Genomic DNA, 14,677 nt, shown 5'->3' with positions numbered 1-14,677 from the left:
AAGCTCCCCAAAAGGTAAATCGGCTGGAAAGGTTCATCCAAGACGGCTAAAACAAGGCGAAGTGGTAAAGCCTCGGTTAATTTGGCGCCTGTAAAGGGGAATGAAGCAAGGCTTTGTTGAGTCCTTGTAAACCATGAGTATTTTGCAGAGGCGTCTGGTCTCAGCCGCCGTGTCGCCTGATGGATGGAGCCCGCATGGCAGAAAGCCCCAAAAGCGTCGCCTTCTGGCGATCCTTCCCGATCTTCGAGGAATTCACCCCGGTCCTGATCGACGAGGTGCGCGCGCTCGCACAGCAGCGCAAATGGCCGGCTGGAGCGGTGATCTTTCAGCGCGGCGATCCCGGCGACTATATGATCCTGGTCGCCTCGGGCCGCATCAAGCTGTCACTGATCACGCCCCAGGGACGCGAGTTGACGCTCAGGCATATGGAAGATGGCGGTCTTCTCGGGGAAATGGCTGTCATCGATGGCGAACCGCGGTCCGCCGATGCGACCGCCGCGGTCGCCACGGACGGCTATGTCATCGCCAAAGCGGATTTCGCGGCCTTCCTGGCGAAAAATCCCTCAGCGATGCAGGCGGTGATGCGCTTTCTCTGCCGCCGCCTGCGCGAGACCAATGAGCAGTTGGAGACGCTGGCGCTTTACGATCTCGATTCCCGCGTCGCCCGGTTTTTTCTTCTGTCGATGCGTCAGGTGCATGGCGACGACCCTCCGGAAGAGGCGGTGCTGAAGATCGGCCTGTCGCAGTCCGAAATCGCTAGCGTCGTCGGCGCCTCCCGGCCCAAGATCAACCGCGCCATTCTTTCGCTGGAAGAGAAAGGCGCGATCGAACGCAAGGGCTCAGCCATCCTCCTGCGCACCCGCAAGCTCCGCGCCGTGGCCGAACCCGACGAGGATTGATTGCATTCGGCTATTTTCGCCTATAGCGGATCGTGTCGAAGCGCGCCGCCAGCGCGTCATAGAGGAGAAGCCGTCCGATCAGCGGCTCGCCCGCCCCGGTCAGAAGTTTGATTGCCTCCATGGCCATCAGCGTGCCGATCACGCCGGTCAGCGCGCCGATCACGCCGGTTTCGGCGCAAGCCGGCAACATGCCCTCGGGCGGACGCTCGGGGAAGAGATCGACATAGCGCGGATTGGGCTTGCCGTCGGGACCATTGAGATGCGGCGCAAGCACGGTTACCGACCCGTCGAAGCGTCCCACCGCGCCCGACACCAGCGGCACGCCGGCGCGTTCGGCGGCGTCGGCGGCGCAATAGCGCGTCTCGATATTGTCGGATCCGTCGATCATCAAGTCGTAGCCGAACACCAGTCCCGGCGCGCTGTCGGCGTCGAAACGTGTCTCGTGCCTGTTGACCGCCACATGCGGATTGATCTCGCGCACGCGGGCCGCGGCGCTGCGGGTCTTCTTCTCGCCCACCTTATCGGTGCCATGGATCACCTGTCGCTGCAGATTGGACAGCGACACCCGGTCGTCGTCGACGATACCGATCGTGCCGACGCCCGCGCCCGCCAGATATTCGATCACCGGTGATCCCAGCCCGCCCGCGCCGATCACCAGCACCGCCGCGGCTTTCAGTTTTTGCTGTCCCTGGCCGCCGATCTCCGGCAGCAGGATATGGCGCTGGTAGCGCTCGATTTCGGCGGTGGAGAGCGGATCGTCGGTCATCAGGATCTCAGGTCGGGCGCGATTAAATTCCAACCCGTTAACAAGCGCGGCGCTGCCGTTGCGTCAACAAGAAAAGCGCAGGAAAATCAAGGAAAGACCATGTCGGTCGCCCGGCCGCTGATTTATTTTCCGCTTATGTCGGCCGCCGCTTGCCTTTTGGACGGATCGACAGCAAGAGCAGTTGATCCCGAAAGGCGTTTTCCCATGTCGCTCCCACGTCCACAGGCCGCCACGGCCACCGCAGTCGCCGCCATGCTCCTGGGCATGCTGATGTTCTCCATCAATGACGTGATGGGAAAATGGCTGGTCGTCACCTATTCGGTCGGCCAGTTGCTGTTTCTGCGCAGTTTTGCGGCAGTGCTCGTGCTCCTGCCGTTCCTGTGGCGCGGCGGCTTTCGCCAGGTCGTGAATGTCGAGCGACCCGGCCTGCAGATACTCCGGGCATCGCTCGCCACAGCGGAAGTCTTCGCCTTCTATCTCGCCGTTTCCTATCTGCCGCTCGCCGATGTCATGACCTATTGGCTGGCGGCGCCGATCTATATCGCCGCGCTGTCGCCGCTGTTTCTCGGCGAGCATGTCGGCTGGCGGCGCTGGCTGGCCATCGCCATCGGCTTTTCCGGCGTGCTGGTTGCGCTCAATCCGTCGAGCGCCATGTTCACCATGCCGGCGGTGATCTCCATTGTCGGCACGATGTTCTTCTCGGTCATGCTGATGCTTGGCCGCTTCCTGCGCAACACGTCGGGCACGGTGCTGGTGTTCTGGCAGATGGCCGGGGCGACAATCGCCGGCGCTGCGACCCTTCCGTTCGACTGGGTGACGCCGACATTGCTCGACCTTCTCTGGATGGCGCTGCTCGGCGTGGTCGCCATGCTCGCCCATATGCTGATGACCTATTCGCTGAAGATCGCGCCTGCCGCCACCGTCGCGCCGCTGCAATATACGCTGCTGTTCTGGGCGATCCTGTTCGGCTGGCTGGTCTTCGGCGACACGCCGACCCTGCCGATGATGCTGGGCGCGGCGCTCATCGTCGCCTCCGGCCTGTTCATCTTCTTTCGCGAGCAGCGCCTGAAAAAGACCGAAGCGGTGTTGCCGAGCGTGCCGGAGTGACAAGTTTCTGTATTGAATAGAACAATAAAAACAACCGTCTGCGGCCACAGGCCGACCTTGACGCGCGCGCGCATGGCCCTAATTGTCTTCTATGGAGAAAAAACAGGGAGGACTTCGCCATGACTTCGGCATCGGCGCCCATCATCATTCTCAACCCGCTTGACGATGTCGGCGTGGCCCGGGCCAAGATCGGCAAGGGCGAAGCCACCGGCTATCGGGATCTACTGGCGAAGGACTTCATCGGTCGCGGACACAAAGTGGCGCTGAAGGCGATCAAGGCCGGGCAGGAAGTGCTGAAATTTGGCCAGGTCATTGGCGTCGCCACCGCCGATATTGCGCCCGGCGAGCATATCCACCTGCACAATCTGGCCATGGTTCCCTCGGAGCATGATTACCAGATGGGCGCGGGCGCGCTGACGGAGGATCTGCTGCCTATCGACGAGCGACGCACCTTCATGGGCTTTGATCGCGGCGGCGGCCATGTCGGCACCCGCAACTATATCGGCGTCATCTCCTCGGTGAACTGTTCCGCCACGGTGTCGCGCTACATCGCCGATCACTTCAACCGCATGGGCGGGCTCGACGGCTTCGGCAATGTCGATGGCGTCGTGGCGCTCACCCATGGCGGCGGCTGCGCGATCAACACCAAGTCGGAAGGCTACCGCATCCTCACCCGCACCATCCAGGGCTATGCGCGGCATCCCAATTTCGGCGGCGTGCTGCTGATCGGCCTGGGCTGCGAAACCAACCAGATCGCGCCGATCCTCGAACATTACCAGATCGCCGAGGGCGCGCTTCTGCGCACCATGACCATCCAGCAGACCGGCGGCACCCGCAAGACCATCGAAACGGCGATCGAGATGATCAAGGAGATGCTGCCGACCGTCAACCAGGCCGTGCGCACCGAACAGCCGCTGTCGGGCCTGAAACTGGCGCTGGAATGCGGCGGCTCGGACGGCTATTCCGGCATCTCCGCCAATCCGGCGCTCGGCGTCGCCTCCGACCTTCTGGTCCGTCACGGCGCGACCTCCGTGCTGGCCGAGACGCCTGAAATCTATGGCGCCGAACATCTACTCACCCGCCGCGCCGTCACCCCCGATGTCGCCAAGAAGCTGCTCGACCGCATCGACTGGTGGCGCGACTACACCGCCCGCAACGGCGACGAACTCAACAACAATCCGTCCTATGGCAACAAGCAGGGCGGCCTGACCACCATTCTCGAAAAGTCATTGGGCGCGGTGGCCAAGGGCGGCTCGATGCCGTTGAAGGCGGTCTATGAATATGCCGAACCGGTCACCGCATCAGGCTTCGTGTTCATGGATACGCCCGGCTACGACCCCGCCGCCGTGACAGGCCAGGTCGCCGGCGGCTGCAATGTCATCTGTTTCACCACCGGCCGCGGCTCCGTCTCCGGCTTCAAGCCCGCCCCCTGCATCAAGATCGCCACCAACACCGACATGTATGACCACATGGAGGAAGACATGGACATCAATTGCGGGGCGATCGTGACAGGCGAAGACACGATCGAGGCTGCGGGCTTGCGGATCTTCGAAGACATCATCGCCGTCGCCTCGGGCAAGAAGACGTCGAGCGAAATTTATGACTACGGCGATAATGAATTCGTGCCCTGGCAGGTGGGGGCGATCACGTGAGGGATTAGGCAGGGTTTCGCGCCGCTTGAAGAGGCGGCGCACTCCCTTTCCTCCGTCATCCTCGGCCTTGTGCCGAGGATCTAAACCATCGAACAAAATCAAAGCGTTGCAGATGCTCGGGACAGGCCCGAGCATGAAGGCTGTGAGGCTTTTGCGCATCGCCAATAGCTGACGCGCTTCACCAGCCTACGGATACTGCGCGCCTGATGTCGCCGTATACACCGCATAGAGCGATTTCGTCGCGGTGATGAACAGCCGGTTGCGGCGCGGGCCGCCGAAGCAGAGATTGGCCACCGTCTGCGGGATCAGGATCTTGCCGAGAAGATCGCCTTCAGGGCTGAAGCAATGCACGCCGTCGCCGGCGCTGGTCCAGACATTGCCGGCGACATCGACGCGGAAGCCGTCCGGCAGGCCCTTGTCGATATGGCAGAAGACGCGGCCATTGGTCAGGCGCGCACCGTCCTCGACATCGAATACCCTGATGATGCTCGGCGCGGTCGGATCATGGCTGATGGCGGAATCGGCGACATAGAGCCTGGTCTCGTCGGGCGAGAAGGCCAGCCCGTTGGGCTGCAGGAAGTCGTCGACGACCACGCTGATCACGCCCGTCGTCCCGTCGACGCGATAGACGTTGCGGGTCTCCTGTTCGGGGTCGGCGCGATAGCCTTCATAGTCCGACAGGATGCCGTAGGTGGGATCGGTGAACCAGATGGAGCCGTCCGATTTCACCACCACGTCATTGGGGGAGTTGAGAGGCTTGCCGTTGTAGAGGTCGGCGATGGTGGTGATCGTCCCATCCGGCTCGGTGCGGATGACGCGGCGGCCGCCATGTTCGCAGGAGACGAGCCGGCCCTGTCGGTCGCGGGTGTTGCCGTTGACGAAATTGCTGTTGTCGCGAAACACTGAGACGGTTCCGTCGGGCGCATAGCGCAACAGGCGCTGGTTGGGGATGTCGCTCCACACCAGGCAGTTCTGATCGGCGATCCAGACCGGGCCTTCGGCCCAGCGGCAGCCGGAATAGAGTTCGTCGAGCTCCGCAATGCCGACCGTCAGGAAGCGGAACCGGTCGTCATGGATTTCGTAGATGGACGGCTTGTCCGACGCCATAATATCCCCCAGATGCTATCGCCGCTTCAATGCGCCGCCGCTCGCGACCAGAATGACCGCGATGATGATGAGGCCGGTCAGGATCAGGCGCGCGCCGGCGCCGAACCCATAGGTGTTGAGCATGGAGACGACGAGGAACATGAAGAGCGAAGCGCCCCATATGCCCGGCACATTCGAATTGCCGCCCGCCACCGCCGTGCCGCCGATCACGACCACCGCGATCGACATCAGCAGATATTCCGCGCCCATGTTCAGCGCCGCGCCGCCCGAAAAGCTCGCGAGCAGGAAACCGGCGATCGAGGCAAGCACCGCGCAGAGCACGTAAGTGACGAAGCGCGCGCCATCGACCGGGATGCCGGCCATGCGGGCGGCGAAGGAGGATTGGCCGATCGCCGAGATCCAGCGGCCGTAAATGGTCTTCTCCAGCAGCAACCAGCCGAGGATGGTCAGGATCAGCGCCACGATCGCCACATTCGGCACGCCACCGATGTGGGAGGTCGTGAAGGCGGCGAGGCTGTCCGGCGGCTTGATGCGCAATCCGCGATTCGACCAGATCGCCGTCGATTGCACCACGAAGCTCATCGACAGCGTGGCGATAATGGGCGGAATGCGCAGGGCCTTGATCAGCGCGTAATTGGCCACACCGATGGCGAGGCCGCAGAGAATGGCGACGCCGAGACCCATCAGCATCGTGCCTTCGACGCCGTTCATAAATTTGAGCGACAGCGTGCCGGCCAGCGTCATGGTGGCGGGCACCGACAGATCGGTATTGCCCGGACCCAGCGTGATGACGAACATCTGGCCGAGCCCGACGATCACGGAAAAGGCTGCAAAGGTCAGCGCCGCCTGGCCGAGCCCGAGCGAGCTTGCGCCGCCGGTGAACAGCGCGGTGACGATGAACACCAGGATCGTGGCCAGGAAAGACCAGATCCAGGGTCGGCGCAACAGTCCCAAGGTCTGGCTCATTGGCTTTTCTCCCGCTTTTCGGCGCGGTTCAGCAGCAGCCGCAGGCCGAGCACGATGATGAGGATCGCCCCTTGCGCGCCGATCTGCCAATCCGGCGAGATCCTGAGAAAGGATAGGAAGGAACCCGCAAGCGTCAGCGTCAGTGCGCCGATCACCGCGCCGACGGGCGAGACGCGGCCGCCGACGAACTCGCCGCCGCCGAGAATGACGCCCGCTATGGACAGAAGCGTATAGCGCAGCGCGATATTGGCGTCGGCGGAGGTCGTGAGCCCGACCAGCGCGATGCCGGAGAGGATGGCGAGCACAGCGGCGAGCGCATAGGCGCCGGCGCGGATGCCGATCACCGACCAGCCCGAACGCGCCACCGAGCGGGCATTGCCGCCCACGCCGCGCACCAGCACGCCGATGCTTGATTTCATCACGATGAGATGGGCGATGACCGCGATCAGCACGCTGGCCACGATCGCCATGGGAACCAGCGGCGGCTTCGACGTCATCAGCCAGCGGGCCCAGTCTGGCGCGGAGCCGCCCGGCGCGGGCAGGATCAGCACCGCGAGCCCGCCCCAGACAAAGCTCATGCCGAGCGTCACCACGATGGCCGGCAGGTCGCGCAGGTGAATGATCACCCCGATCGCGGCGTAGACGGCGATGGCGGCCAGCAGAATGGCGATGCCCAGGATAGGCGAGGTCTGCAGATAGGTCGCCGCCACGCAGGCTGTAAAACTCACGAATGTGCCGATCGACAGATCGAGATCGTTGACTGCCATCACCATCATCTGCGCGAGCGTGGCCAGCGCGATCGGCACGGCGAGATTGAACAGCAGGTTCAGCCCGACATAGCTCATGGCGCGGGGCTGCAAATAGAACACCGCCGCCAGCAAGGCCGCGAGCGACAGCGCCGGCACGATCTGGCGGATCGTGTTGGCCGAAAGGCCCATCATGCGGCTTCTCCTTCGAATGATGCGGTCAGCACCTGTTCCTCGGTCACCTCGTCGCCGGTGAGTTCGGCGGCGATGCGTCCGTCGCGGAACACATAGACCCGGTCGCAGAGGCAGATTTCATCCATCTCGGTCGAATACCAGATGAAGGTGCGGCCGGCTTCGGCTTCACTGCGCAGGATGGAATAGACCTCCTGCTTGGTGCCGACATCGACGCCGCGCATGGGATCATCCATCAGTACGATGCGGGCCGGCGTCGCCAAAGCCCGGGCGAACAGCACTTTCTGCTGGTTGCCGCCCGATAGCGACAGGATGCCGTTGTCCATATCGGGCGTGCGGATTTCGATACGTTTCTTCCAGCTGTCGCCGACCGATCGTTCGCTGCTGGAATCGACGAAACTTGCTTTCGACAGGCCGCCGAGCGAAGCGATCGACAGATTCTTGAGAATGCTCCAGAGCGGAAACGTGCCGTTCAGCGCCCGGTCGCCGGCGACGAAGGCGATGTCGCGACCGCGGCCCGGCATCCAGTCGCTGCTGAAGGCCTTGTGGAGCGCCAGCAGCATGTCGGTCTGGCCATGGCCGCCGAGGCCGGCAAGGCCAATCACTTCGCCGCGACTTGCCGAGAAGGGAATGGTCGAGCCGTGGCGGGGGGCGAGCGAAATGACGGTTTCGGTCTGGGCGCGCTGCGCGCGAGCGCCGCGGGCATTGTCGCGCACCACGCTGCCCATCGCCTCGACGAGAGAGTTGACGGTGAAGTCATGCGTCGGACGGCTGGTCACGACGCGGCCGTCCTTCATCACCACGATGCGGTTGGAGGCATCGAAGATTTCGCCGAGAATATGCGAGATCAGCAGCACGGCGCCGCCTTCGGAGACGAAGCGCTTCACATAGGCCATCAGCTGCGCGGCGAGGCCGGCGTCGAGCGAGGAGGTCGGCTCATCCAGAATGACCAGACGGGCCGGCTTGGAGACGCTGGTGAAGGCGATGGCGATTTCCACCATTTGCCGCTCGGCGATCGAGAGATCGCCCACAGCCGCGGTGCAATCCACCGAATTGCCGGGGAATATGTCTGAGAGTTTTTCGCGCACCAGTGTAAGCGCCCGGCTACGCCAGTTCCAGCCGCCGAGATCGGCATGCATGACGCGGGTGTTTTCCGCGACCATCAGATTGGGACAGAGCGACAGTTCCTGGAAGACGCAGCGCACGCCATTGTCGCGGGCCGCCGCGATGCCGCCTGAAGAGCTCGCGCCATTGTAAGCGAGATCGCCCTGCTGAGGGCTCAGCCCGCCATTGATAACATTGACGATCGTCGATTTGCCGGCGCCGTTATGGCCGACAAGGCCTAGACATTCGCCCGGGCGGATGTCGAGATCGACGCCGTCGAGCGCGCGCACCGCGCCGAATTGAACCTTGACGCCTTTGGCGGCGACCACGGCGGGACGTTCGGCCATCATACTGATCCATTGACGAGAGACGGAAACGGCCCGGGCGTGGAGGCCCGAGCCGTCAGATAGCGACGCCTTACTTGGCGGCTTCGATCACCTTCTGGGCGTCGGCCTGGGAATATTCCACATTGGCGACGCCGCCCTTCTGGGTGTTGGCGAGGTTTTGCTCAAGATTGTCCTGGTCGATGCGCAGGAATGGCACGACGAGGTCCTTCTTGACGTCCTTGCCGTCGAGGATCTGCTGGGCGACCCAGAAGGCGAGCGTGGAGACGCCGGGCGCGATAGAGACCGACATGGTCTCATAGCCGCTGGCGTCCTTCTGTTGCTTCCACCACTGCAGCTCGTCCTCGCGATTGCCCATCACGATGGTGGGCATCTTGCGCTTGGCGGCGTCGAACGCCTGGGCGGCGCCATAGCCGTCACCGCCCTGGGTCACCACAGCGGCGATGTCGGGCAGGCTTGGGAGGATGCCTGCGACCGCGCGCTGGGCCACGTCCTGCGCCCAATCGCCATGCACGGAGCCTACGATCTTGAACTGCGGGAACTGCTTGACGCCGTCATGGATGCCCGCCGAGATCTCGTCGTCGACGAAGACGCCGGCCAGACCGCGGATTTCGAGCAGGTTGCCGCCTTCCGGCAGGCGCTTGGAGAGATATTCGACCTGGCTGCGGCCCATTTCCTTGAAGTCGACGGCGATGCGCCAGGCGCAGGGCTCGGTCACGATACCGTCGAAGGACACGACGGTGATGCCGGCGTCACAGGCTTCCTTCACGGCGCCGTTGAGCGCGGTGGGGGATGCGGCATTGATCACGATCGCATCGTAACCCTGCAGGATCATGTTCTGGATCTGCGCGGCCTGTTCTGTGGCCTGGTTTTCAGCGGTGGTGAAAGGGTCGGCGGCTGCGACCACGCCGGCCTTCACGGCTTCCTTGGTCACCTTGTCCCAGCTCGTCAACATCGCCTGACGCCAGGAATTGCCGGCGTAATTGTTGGAAAGCGCGATTTTTTTGCCCGATGTGTCGGCCGAAGCGGACAGCGGCATTGCGGCGGACAGCATAGCGGCTGTCGCCAGGAGTAGCGTCCTGAACGTCATCATCTTCCTCCCTGTTGAACCGGCTCCTCTCGCCGGCTTTCGGCGCCGTCCTCCCGGCGTCCGAAATAGTTCTTGCACTGAGGCTGTCGCTCTCAGTAAAGCCATGATGGAGCATTAGCCGCAGCCTGTATAGGCGGTTCACGGCAGCGGCCTTGCGGGAAAGCGCAGAAAATTTGCGGGTTTCTGCAAGACGGACGCGCCCATAGAAGCGCTATGTTCGGACTATTCGCAACCGGCGGGAGGAGAGACGCCGGGGGCAGGGAGGATTCGCGATGCTCGACGCCACGCCGCTGCTCGGCCAGTACCTGACGATATCGCGGCTGCTCGCCGGCCAGCTGGATTTCAGCTCGGCGATCCATGCCGTGGCGCAGGAAATCAGCCATATCATCCCGCATGATCACATGGATGTCTGCATCACCACGCCGGACGGTCTGTTTCATACGGCTTACGAAAGCGGCTTCGAGACCGATTGGGGCCGCCGACCGCCGGCGCCATTGGACGGCAGCCCAATCCGCAGCCTGCTGTTCGGCGAAGTCGACATGCTGCTCACCGACGACGCCTGCGATGATCCGCGCTTTCATTTCGAAGGCGCGTTCGACGGGCCGATCCTCGAAGCGGGGCTGAAAAGCCGGCTGCATGTGCCGCTCAAAGTGCGCGGCGACATTATCGGCGTGTTCTCCTGTTCGAGCCTGCAGGCCGGACTTTACAATGCTGCCGATGTCGAAAAGGCCCGCGCGATCGCCGATCTGCTCGCGCCCTATTTCTTCGCGCTGCGCGCAGCAGAACAGGCCAAGCGCTCGGCGATCGTCGAGGCCGAGGCCCGCGCCCGCGAAGAGGGGCTGCGCCAGGGGGCGCTGAAACTCACCGAGGCGCTGGAGGCCGAACGCCAGCGCATCGGCATGGACCTGCATGACCAGACGCTCGCCGATCTCACCCGGCTCGCACGCCGCATGGAGCAATTGACCCGCCAGCCAGACGTGGCCGGCGAGGCGCTGGAGCCGCTGTTTCGCGGATTGCAGCATTGCATGCAGGATCTGCGCGAAATCATCGAGACGGCGCGGCCGACCGTGCTGCAGCTGTTCGGATTCGCGCAGGCGGTGGAGAACCATCTCGACCGCTCGACGCGCGATAGCGGGCTCGCCATTCGCTGGGAGCTTGTCGATGATTCCCCGGGCGCGATCGAGGCGCTCGACCAATCCGTCGCCACTGCTTTGTTTCGCATCGCCCAGGAGGCGATCAACAACGCCATCCGTCATTCGCACGCCGACCGTATCACGGTCAGGCTGCGGCGCACCAGCCGCGCGCTGATCATCGAGGTGCGCGACAATGGCGTCGGCATTCCCCCCGCCGCCAAGCGCAGCGGCGCCGGCATCGACAATATGCGCACCCGCGCCCGGCTGATTTCCGCCCGGTTCGAGCTTATGCGCAATCGCGACAATCGCGGCTCGACCGTGCAGGTCAGCCTGCCGCTCGCTGCTCCGGAGACGGTGGAATGAAGGTCCTGATCGTCGAGGATGATCCGCTGCACCGGTCCTATCTGCATGAGGCGGTGCGTTCGGCGCTGCCGGAATGCGAGCAGGTGCTGGAAGCCGACAATGGCGGCGCCGGCGAAAAGCTCGCTCGAGAAAACAAATCCGCCCATGTGGTGATGGATCTGCAGATGAGCGCGCGCAACGGCATCGAGGCGGCGCGCACCATCTGGAAGGAGCGGCCCGACACCCGCATCCTGTTCTGGTCGAACTATGCTGACGAGGCCTATGTGCGCGGCGTCTCCCGCATCGTGCCGCCCGGCGCCGCCTACGGCTATGTGCTGAAGTCGGCCTCCGACGACCGGCTGAAGTTGGCGCTGCGCAGCATTTTCATCGAGAGCCAATGCGTGATCGACCGCGAGGTGCGCGGGCTGCAGCAGAAGAGCCTGGGCCACGCCAACGGCTTTACTGACAGCGAATATGAGGTCCTGATGGACATCGCTTTGGGTCTGACCGACCGGGCCATCGCCAAACGGCGGAATCTGTCGTTACGCTCAGTGCAGAACCGGCTGCAACAGCTTTATGAGAAGCTCGACGTTTACCAACCGATGAACGACAACGAGGAAAGCCGCTTCAACCTGCGCGCCCGCGCCGTCACCATTGCCTTCCTGCGCAAGCTCCTGAATTATTCGGCGCTGGAGCGCGCCGAAGCTGAGCTTGCGGACTGGCATTCCGGGCGCTGATCGTCACGCCCGGTTCGGATAGCGCAGCGCCAGGAAGGCCGTGAGGCCAGCCACCGCGAAAATGTTGATGTTGCGCAGCGTGGCGATCTGCTCTTCCGTCCAGGGATAGAGCGGCCCGCCGGTGCGGCCATGGACCAGAACGAAGATCACAAACAGCGCGATCGCAAGCCCGCGCTTGATCAAGGTCTCGCTTTGCCGGAAGGAGAGCGCGATGATCATCATGCAGGCGACGAGGAACAGTTCCGTCCCTGACGCAGCGCCAAAAAGGTAAGTCTCCGCAATCGTATCGACGGCGCCGGCGATCGGCAGGGCGATCCGTGCATGGAGCCCGTTGCGCCTGGAAAGCCAGATCACCAGCGCAAACAGCGGCGCTCCGAGCATGGTCAGGCACGAGGTCAATGTCCCCTCGCCGACGAACCACCAGACATAGAGCGGATAGACCGGCTTGTTGAGCAGGATCACCCAGGCGACGGTGACGCTCGCTTGGGTCAGCGCCGCATCGTCAACAGCGCCTTCTTGGTGCGGCAGAGCCATGTCAGGCGCTCGCCTGCACCGGCTTCAGCCGGTAATGGCCCACACCCCATTCCTCGCCGCCCGCATGTCCGAACAGGCCGGCGGTCGCCAGGAAGAACAGCCGCCAGCGACGCTTCCAGAGATTGGCGTCGGCGCCGTAGACTTCGCGGAAGATCGTATCGATGCGGGCGGAATGCGCGTCGAAATTCTCCAGCCAATGTAGCGCGGTGCGGCGATAATGCGTGCCCGACCAGCGCCATTCCTCGTCGATCTCGAACAGGTCGGAAAAGCGCTTCGGCAGGTCATGCGCCGGCATGATGCCGCCGGTAAAGAAATGCTGGGCGATCCAATCGGACGGATCGTTGTGATCGAAGCGATAGGAACGGGACTTGTGGGTGAACACATGCAGAAACAGCCGCCCATCAGCTTTGAGCCAGCCGCGCACCCGTTCGAGCAGCGCCTGCCAGTTGGACATATGCTCGAACATTTCCACCGAGACGACCCGGTCATAGCCGCCGCCTGGAGAAAATTCGTTCATGTCCTTGGTGATGACGGTCAGGTTGGTGAGACCCAGCGCCTCGATCCGGCTCTCGATATAGGCGCGTTGCGTGCGTGAGTTGGAGACGGCGGTGATGCGCGAATTGGGGAAGTTTTCCGCCATATAGAGCGACAGCGAACCCCAGCCGCAGCCAAGTTCGAGGATCTCCTGCCCATCCTGGAGATCGGCGTGGCGCGCGGTCTCGGCGAGCGCAGCGATCTCCGCCTCGGCCAGTGTGGTCGTCTCGGTGGGATAGAGACAGCTCGAATATTTCCGTCGCGGACCGAGCGCCAGTTCGAAGAATTCCGAGGGCACTTCATAATGCTGCTCATTGGCCTCGCCGGTATGGGTGGCGACTGGATAGTATTTCATCGAGGCGGCGAAGGCTTCCTCGTCGCTAGCAGGCGTCTCGGCGAGGCGGCGCTTGGTGCGGCCGCAGAGAAAGTCGATGCCGGCCAGCGTGACAGTGTCGGGAAGAGCGACGCGTTCGGCCGCATTGATGGCGAGAGCGATCAGATTCATGAGCGGGCTTCCTTGATCACGGCTTGAGACTGGGTGCGGCGGGGACCGGGGAAGAAGGCGTTGACGCGGGCCTGCAGCGAGCGGAAGGCCTCGCCGCGCGAGCGCAGCATATGGGCCTCCAACGGCGGGATGCCCGAGACATGCACCAGCAGCCAATACATCAGCGCCGGCGCGGCGAGCGCCGTCAACCCGAGCGGGTGGCCGCCGGCGACATCAAGCGCCAGCAGCGGCCAGGCGCACCAGCCCAGCCATTCGAAGAAATAGTTGGGATGCCGGGAATAGGCCCACAACCCCGTTTCGCAGACCTTGCCTCTGCCACGATTGGCGGCCCGGAAGCGCGACAACTGCCAGTCGGAAACCGCTTCTCCGGCAATGGCGACAATGGCGATCACCAGCGCCAGCATATCGACAAGTCCGAAGATGGCGGGATTTGAGGCTGCGGCGTAAACGGCGAGCGCCAGAACCAGAGCGCAGGCCGCCTGCACCTGCAAAAAGAGAAATAGCCTCACGCCGGCGCGGTCGCCCCATTCTTCTATCAGCGCCTGATAACGCGGATCTTCTCCCGCGCCTCGCGTGCGGGCTGCGATGTGTGCGCCAAGTCTTGCCGACCACAGACCAACAATGCCAAGCGCCAGCCAGCGCCTGAAATCATCGCCGCCGTCGGCGATCAGCGCGGCGGTCACGCCGCCAAGACCGACCGTGAAGGACCAGATCGAATCGATCCAGCCGCTTGATCCGGTCCTGCGCTGCGCTGCCCAGGCCAGCGCCATCATCGCGCTCATCATGATCGCCAGCAGTATTACGCCGTTGAAAGTCATTGTTTGCCTCATCAGGCTGGTGGGTTTGTTCAGTGCTTGTTACGCAGCGGCGCTGGCCTCGGTTTTCTTTCCGGCCCCGAAGTCGGTTTTCCGTGAAAAAA

The 14,677-nt window shown here is 63.3% G+C and carries 14 protein-coding genes; 5 read left to right on the top strand and 9 right to left on the bottom strand.

What is annotated here, in order from left to right; genetic code table 11:
* Nucleotides 1-194 precede the first annotated feature (194 nt).
* The gene (locus M2360_RS02460; protein WP_280772778.1) at nucleotides 195-899 is read left to right on the top strand and encodes a Crp/Fnr family transcriptional regulator; all 705 of its coding nucleotides are present in this window, start codon (nucleotides 195-197) and stop codon (nucleotides 897-899) included.
* Nucleotides 900-909: 10 nt separating this feature from the next.
* Here M2360_RS02460 and moeB read toward each other — a convergent pair whose 3' ends face one another.
* Complete coding sequence (gene moeB / locus M2360_RS02455) at nucleotides 910-1,665, bottom strand: molybdopterin-synthase adenylyltransferase MoeB (RefSeq protein WP_280772777.1); 756 nt, start codon at nucleotides 1,663-1,665, stop codon at nucleotides 910-912.
* Nucleotides 1,666-1,869: 204 nt separating this feature from the next.
* On the opposite strand from moeB, the gene M2360_RS02450 reads away from it, so the two are divergent.
* Nucleotides 1,870-2,772, top strand: a complete 903-nt coding sequence (locus M2360_RS02450) for a DMT family transporter (RefSeq protein ID WP_280772776.1) — start codon at nucleotides 1,870-1,872, stop codon at nucleotides 2,770-2,772.
* A gap of 119 nt (nucleotides 2,773-2,891) precedes the next feature.
* On the top strand, nucleotides 2,892-4,424 hold the full coding sequence (locus tag M2360_RS02445; RefSeq protein ID WP_280772775.1) for an altronate dehydratase family protein: 1,533 nt from the start codon (nucleotides 2,892-2,894) through the stop codon (nucleotides 4,422-4,424).
* Nucleotides 4,425-4,610: 186 nt separating this feature from the next.
* On the opposite strand, the gene M2360_RS02440 is transcribed toward M2360_RS02445, so the two are convergent.
* The 5 genes from M2360_RS02440 to M2360_RS02420 form a co-directional block, all read right to left on the bottom strand.
* Nucleotides 4,611-5,531, bottom strand: coding sequence for an SMP-30/gluconolactonase/LRE family protein (locus tag M2360_RS02440; protein WP_280772774.1), 921 nt, complete (start codon nucleotides 5,529-5,531; stop codon nucleotides 4,611-4,613).
* 15 nt (nucleotides 5,532-5,546) lie between these two features.
* The gene (locus M2360_RS02435) at nucleotides 5,547-6,497 is read right to left on the bottom strand and encodes an ABC transporter permease (RefSeq protein ID WP_280772773.1); all 951 of its coding nucleotides are present in this window, start codon (nucleotides 6,495-6,497) and stop codon (nucleotides 5,547-5,549) included.
* The gene (locus tag M2360_RS02430; RefSeq protein WP_280773071.1) at nucleotides 6,494-7,435 is read right to left on the bottom strand and encodes an ABC transporter permease; all 942 of its coding nucleotides are present in this window, start codon (nucleotides 7,433-7,435) and stop codon (nucleotides 6,494-6,496) included. The genes M2360_RS02435 and M2360_RS02430 overlap by 4 nt, the downstream gene beginning before the upstream one ends.
* Nucleotides 7,435-8,886 carry a sugar ABC transporter ATP-binding protein gene (locus M2360_RS02425; RefSeq protein WP_280772772.1) on the bottom strand — a complete coding sequence of 484 codons (1,452 nt, stop codon included), beginning with the start codon at nucleotides 8,884-8,886 and terminating at the stop codon, nucleotides 7,435-7,437. Before M2360_RS02425 ends, M2360_RS02430 begins: the two co-directional genes overlap by 1 nt.
* 70 nt (nucleotides 8,887-8,956) lie before the next feature.
* A complete protein-coding gene (locus M2360_RS02420; RefSeq protein WP_280772771.1) occupies nucleotides 8,957-9,973 on the bottom strand; it encodes an ABC transporter substrate-binding protein in 1,017 nt (338 codons plus the stop codon).
* 272 nt (nucleotides 9,974-10,245) lie between these two features.
* Here M2360_RS02420 and M2360_RS02415 point away from each other — a divergent pair, with 272 nt between their 5' ends.
* Nucleotides 10,246-11,469, top strand: a complete 1,224-nt coding sequence (locus tag M2360_RS02415; protein WP_280772770.1) for a GAF domain-containing sensor histidine kinase — start codon at nucleotides 10,246-10,248, stop codon at nucleotides 11,467-11,469.
* Nucleotides 11,466-12,185: a response regulator transcription factor gene (locus M2360_RS02410; RefSeq protein ID WP_280772769.1), complete on the top strand. Its 720-nt coding sequence runs from the start codon at nucleotides 11,466-11,468 to the stop codon at nucleotides 12,183-12,185. Before M2360_RS02415 ends, M2360_RS02410 begins: the two co-directional genes overlap by 4 nt.
* A gap of 3 nt (nucleotides 12,186-12,188) precedes the next feature.
* Here M2360_RS02410 and M2360_RS02405 read toward each other — a convergent pair whose 3' ends face one another.
* From M2360_RS02405 to M2360_RS02395, 3 genes are read right to left on the bottom strand one after another with little or no spacing between them, the layout of a single operon-like run.
* Nucleotides 12,189-12,719, bottom strand: coding sequence for a hypothetical protein (locus M2360_RS02405; protein WP_280772768.1), 531 nt, complete (start codon nucleotides 12,717-12,719; stop codon nucleotides 12,189-12,191).
* Nucleotide 12,720: 1 nt separating this feature from the next.
* On the bottom strand, nucleotides 12,721-13,758 hold the full coding sequence (locus M2360_RS02400) for a cyclopropane-fatty-acyl-phospholipid synthase family protein (RefSeq protein WP_280772767.1): 1,038 nt from the start codon (nucleotides 13,756-13,758) through the stop codon (nucleotides 12,721-12,723).
* Nucleotides 13,755-14,576, bottom strand: a complete 822-nt coding sequence (locus M2360_RS02395; RefSeq protein WP_280772766.1) for a DUF1295 domain-containing protein — start codon at nucleotides 14,574-14,576, stop codon at nucleotides 13,755-13,757. Before M2360_RS02395 ends, M2360_RS02400 begins: the two co-directional genes overlap by 4 nt.
* Nucleotides 14,577-14,677: the final 101 nt, after the last annotated feature.

This window comes from Rhizobium sp. SG_E_25_P2 (genome assembly GCF_029892285.1).
Classification (GTDB): Bacteria; Pseudomonadota; Alphaproteobacteria; order Rhizobiales; family Rhizobiaceae; genus Rhizobium_E.
The sequence above is the reverse complement of the archived record's forward strand: the minus strand, read 5'-3'. Positions and strand labels throughout refer to the sequence as shown.

Excerpts from the sequence above, each read along its gene's own strand:
- M2360_RS02460 (WP_280772778.1), top strand. The coding sequence starts at position 195 with ATGGCAGAAAGCCCCAAAAGCGTCGCCTTCTGGCGATCCTTCCCGATC.
- moeB (WP_280772777.1), bottom strand. The coding sequence starts at position 1,665 with ATGACCGACGATCCGCTCTCCACCGCCGAAATCGAGCGCTACCAGCGC.
- M2360_RS02450 (WP_280772776.1), top strand. The coding sequence starts at position 1,870 with ATGTCGCTCCCACGTCCACAGGCCGCCACGGCCACCGCAGTCGCCGCC.
- M2360_RS02445 (WP_280772775.1), top strand. The coding sequence starts at position 2,892 with ATGACTTCGGCATCGGCGCCCATCATCATTCTCAACCCGCTTGACGAT.
- M2360_RS02440 (WP_280772774.1), bottom strand. The coding sequence starts at position 5,531 with ATGGCGTCGGACAAGCCGTCCATCTACGAAATCCATGACGACCGGTTC.
- M2360_RS02435 (WP_280772773.1), bottom strand. The coding sequence starts at position 6,497 with ATGAGCCAGACCTTGGGACTGTTGCGCCGACCCTGGATCTGGTCTTTC.
- M2360_RS02430 (WP_280773071.1), bottom strand. The coding sequence starts at position 7,435 with ATGGGCCTTTCGGCCAACACGATCCGCCAGATCGTGCCGGCGCTGTCG.
- M2360_RS02425 (WP_280772772.1), bottom strand. The coding sequence starts at position 8,886 with ATGGCCGAACGTCCCGCCGTGGTCGCCGCCAAAGGCGTCAAGGTTCAA.
- M2360_RS02420 (WP_280772771.1), bottom strand. The coding sequence starts at position 9,973 with ATGACGTTCAGGACGCTACTCCTGGCGACAGCCGCTATGCTGTCCGCC.
- M2360_RS02415 (WP_280772770.1), top strand. The coding sequence starts at position 10,246 with ATGCTCGACGCCACGCCGCTGCTCGGCCAGTACCTGACGATATCGCGG.
- M2360_RS02410 (WP_280772769.1), top strand. The coding sequence starts at position 11,466 with ATGAAGGTCCTGATCGTCGAGGATGATCCGCTGCACCGGTCCTATCTG.
- M2360_RS02405 (WP_280772768.1), bottom strand. The coding sequence starts at position 12,719 with ATGGCTCTGCCGCACCAAGAAGGCGCTGTTGACGATGCGGCGCTGACC.
- M2360_RS02400 (WP_280772767.1), bottom strand. The coding sequence starts at position 13,758 with ATGAATCTGATCGCTCTCGCCATCAATGCGGCCGAACGCGTCGCTCTT.
- M2360_RS02395 (WP_280772766.1), bottom strand. The coding sequence starts at position 14,576 with ATGACTTTCAACGGCGTAATACTGCTGGCGATCATGATGAGCGCGATG.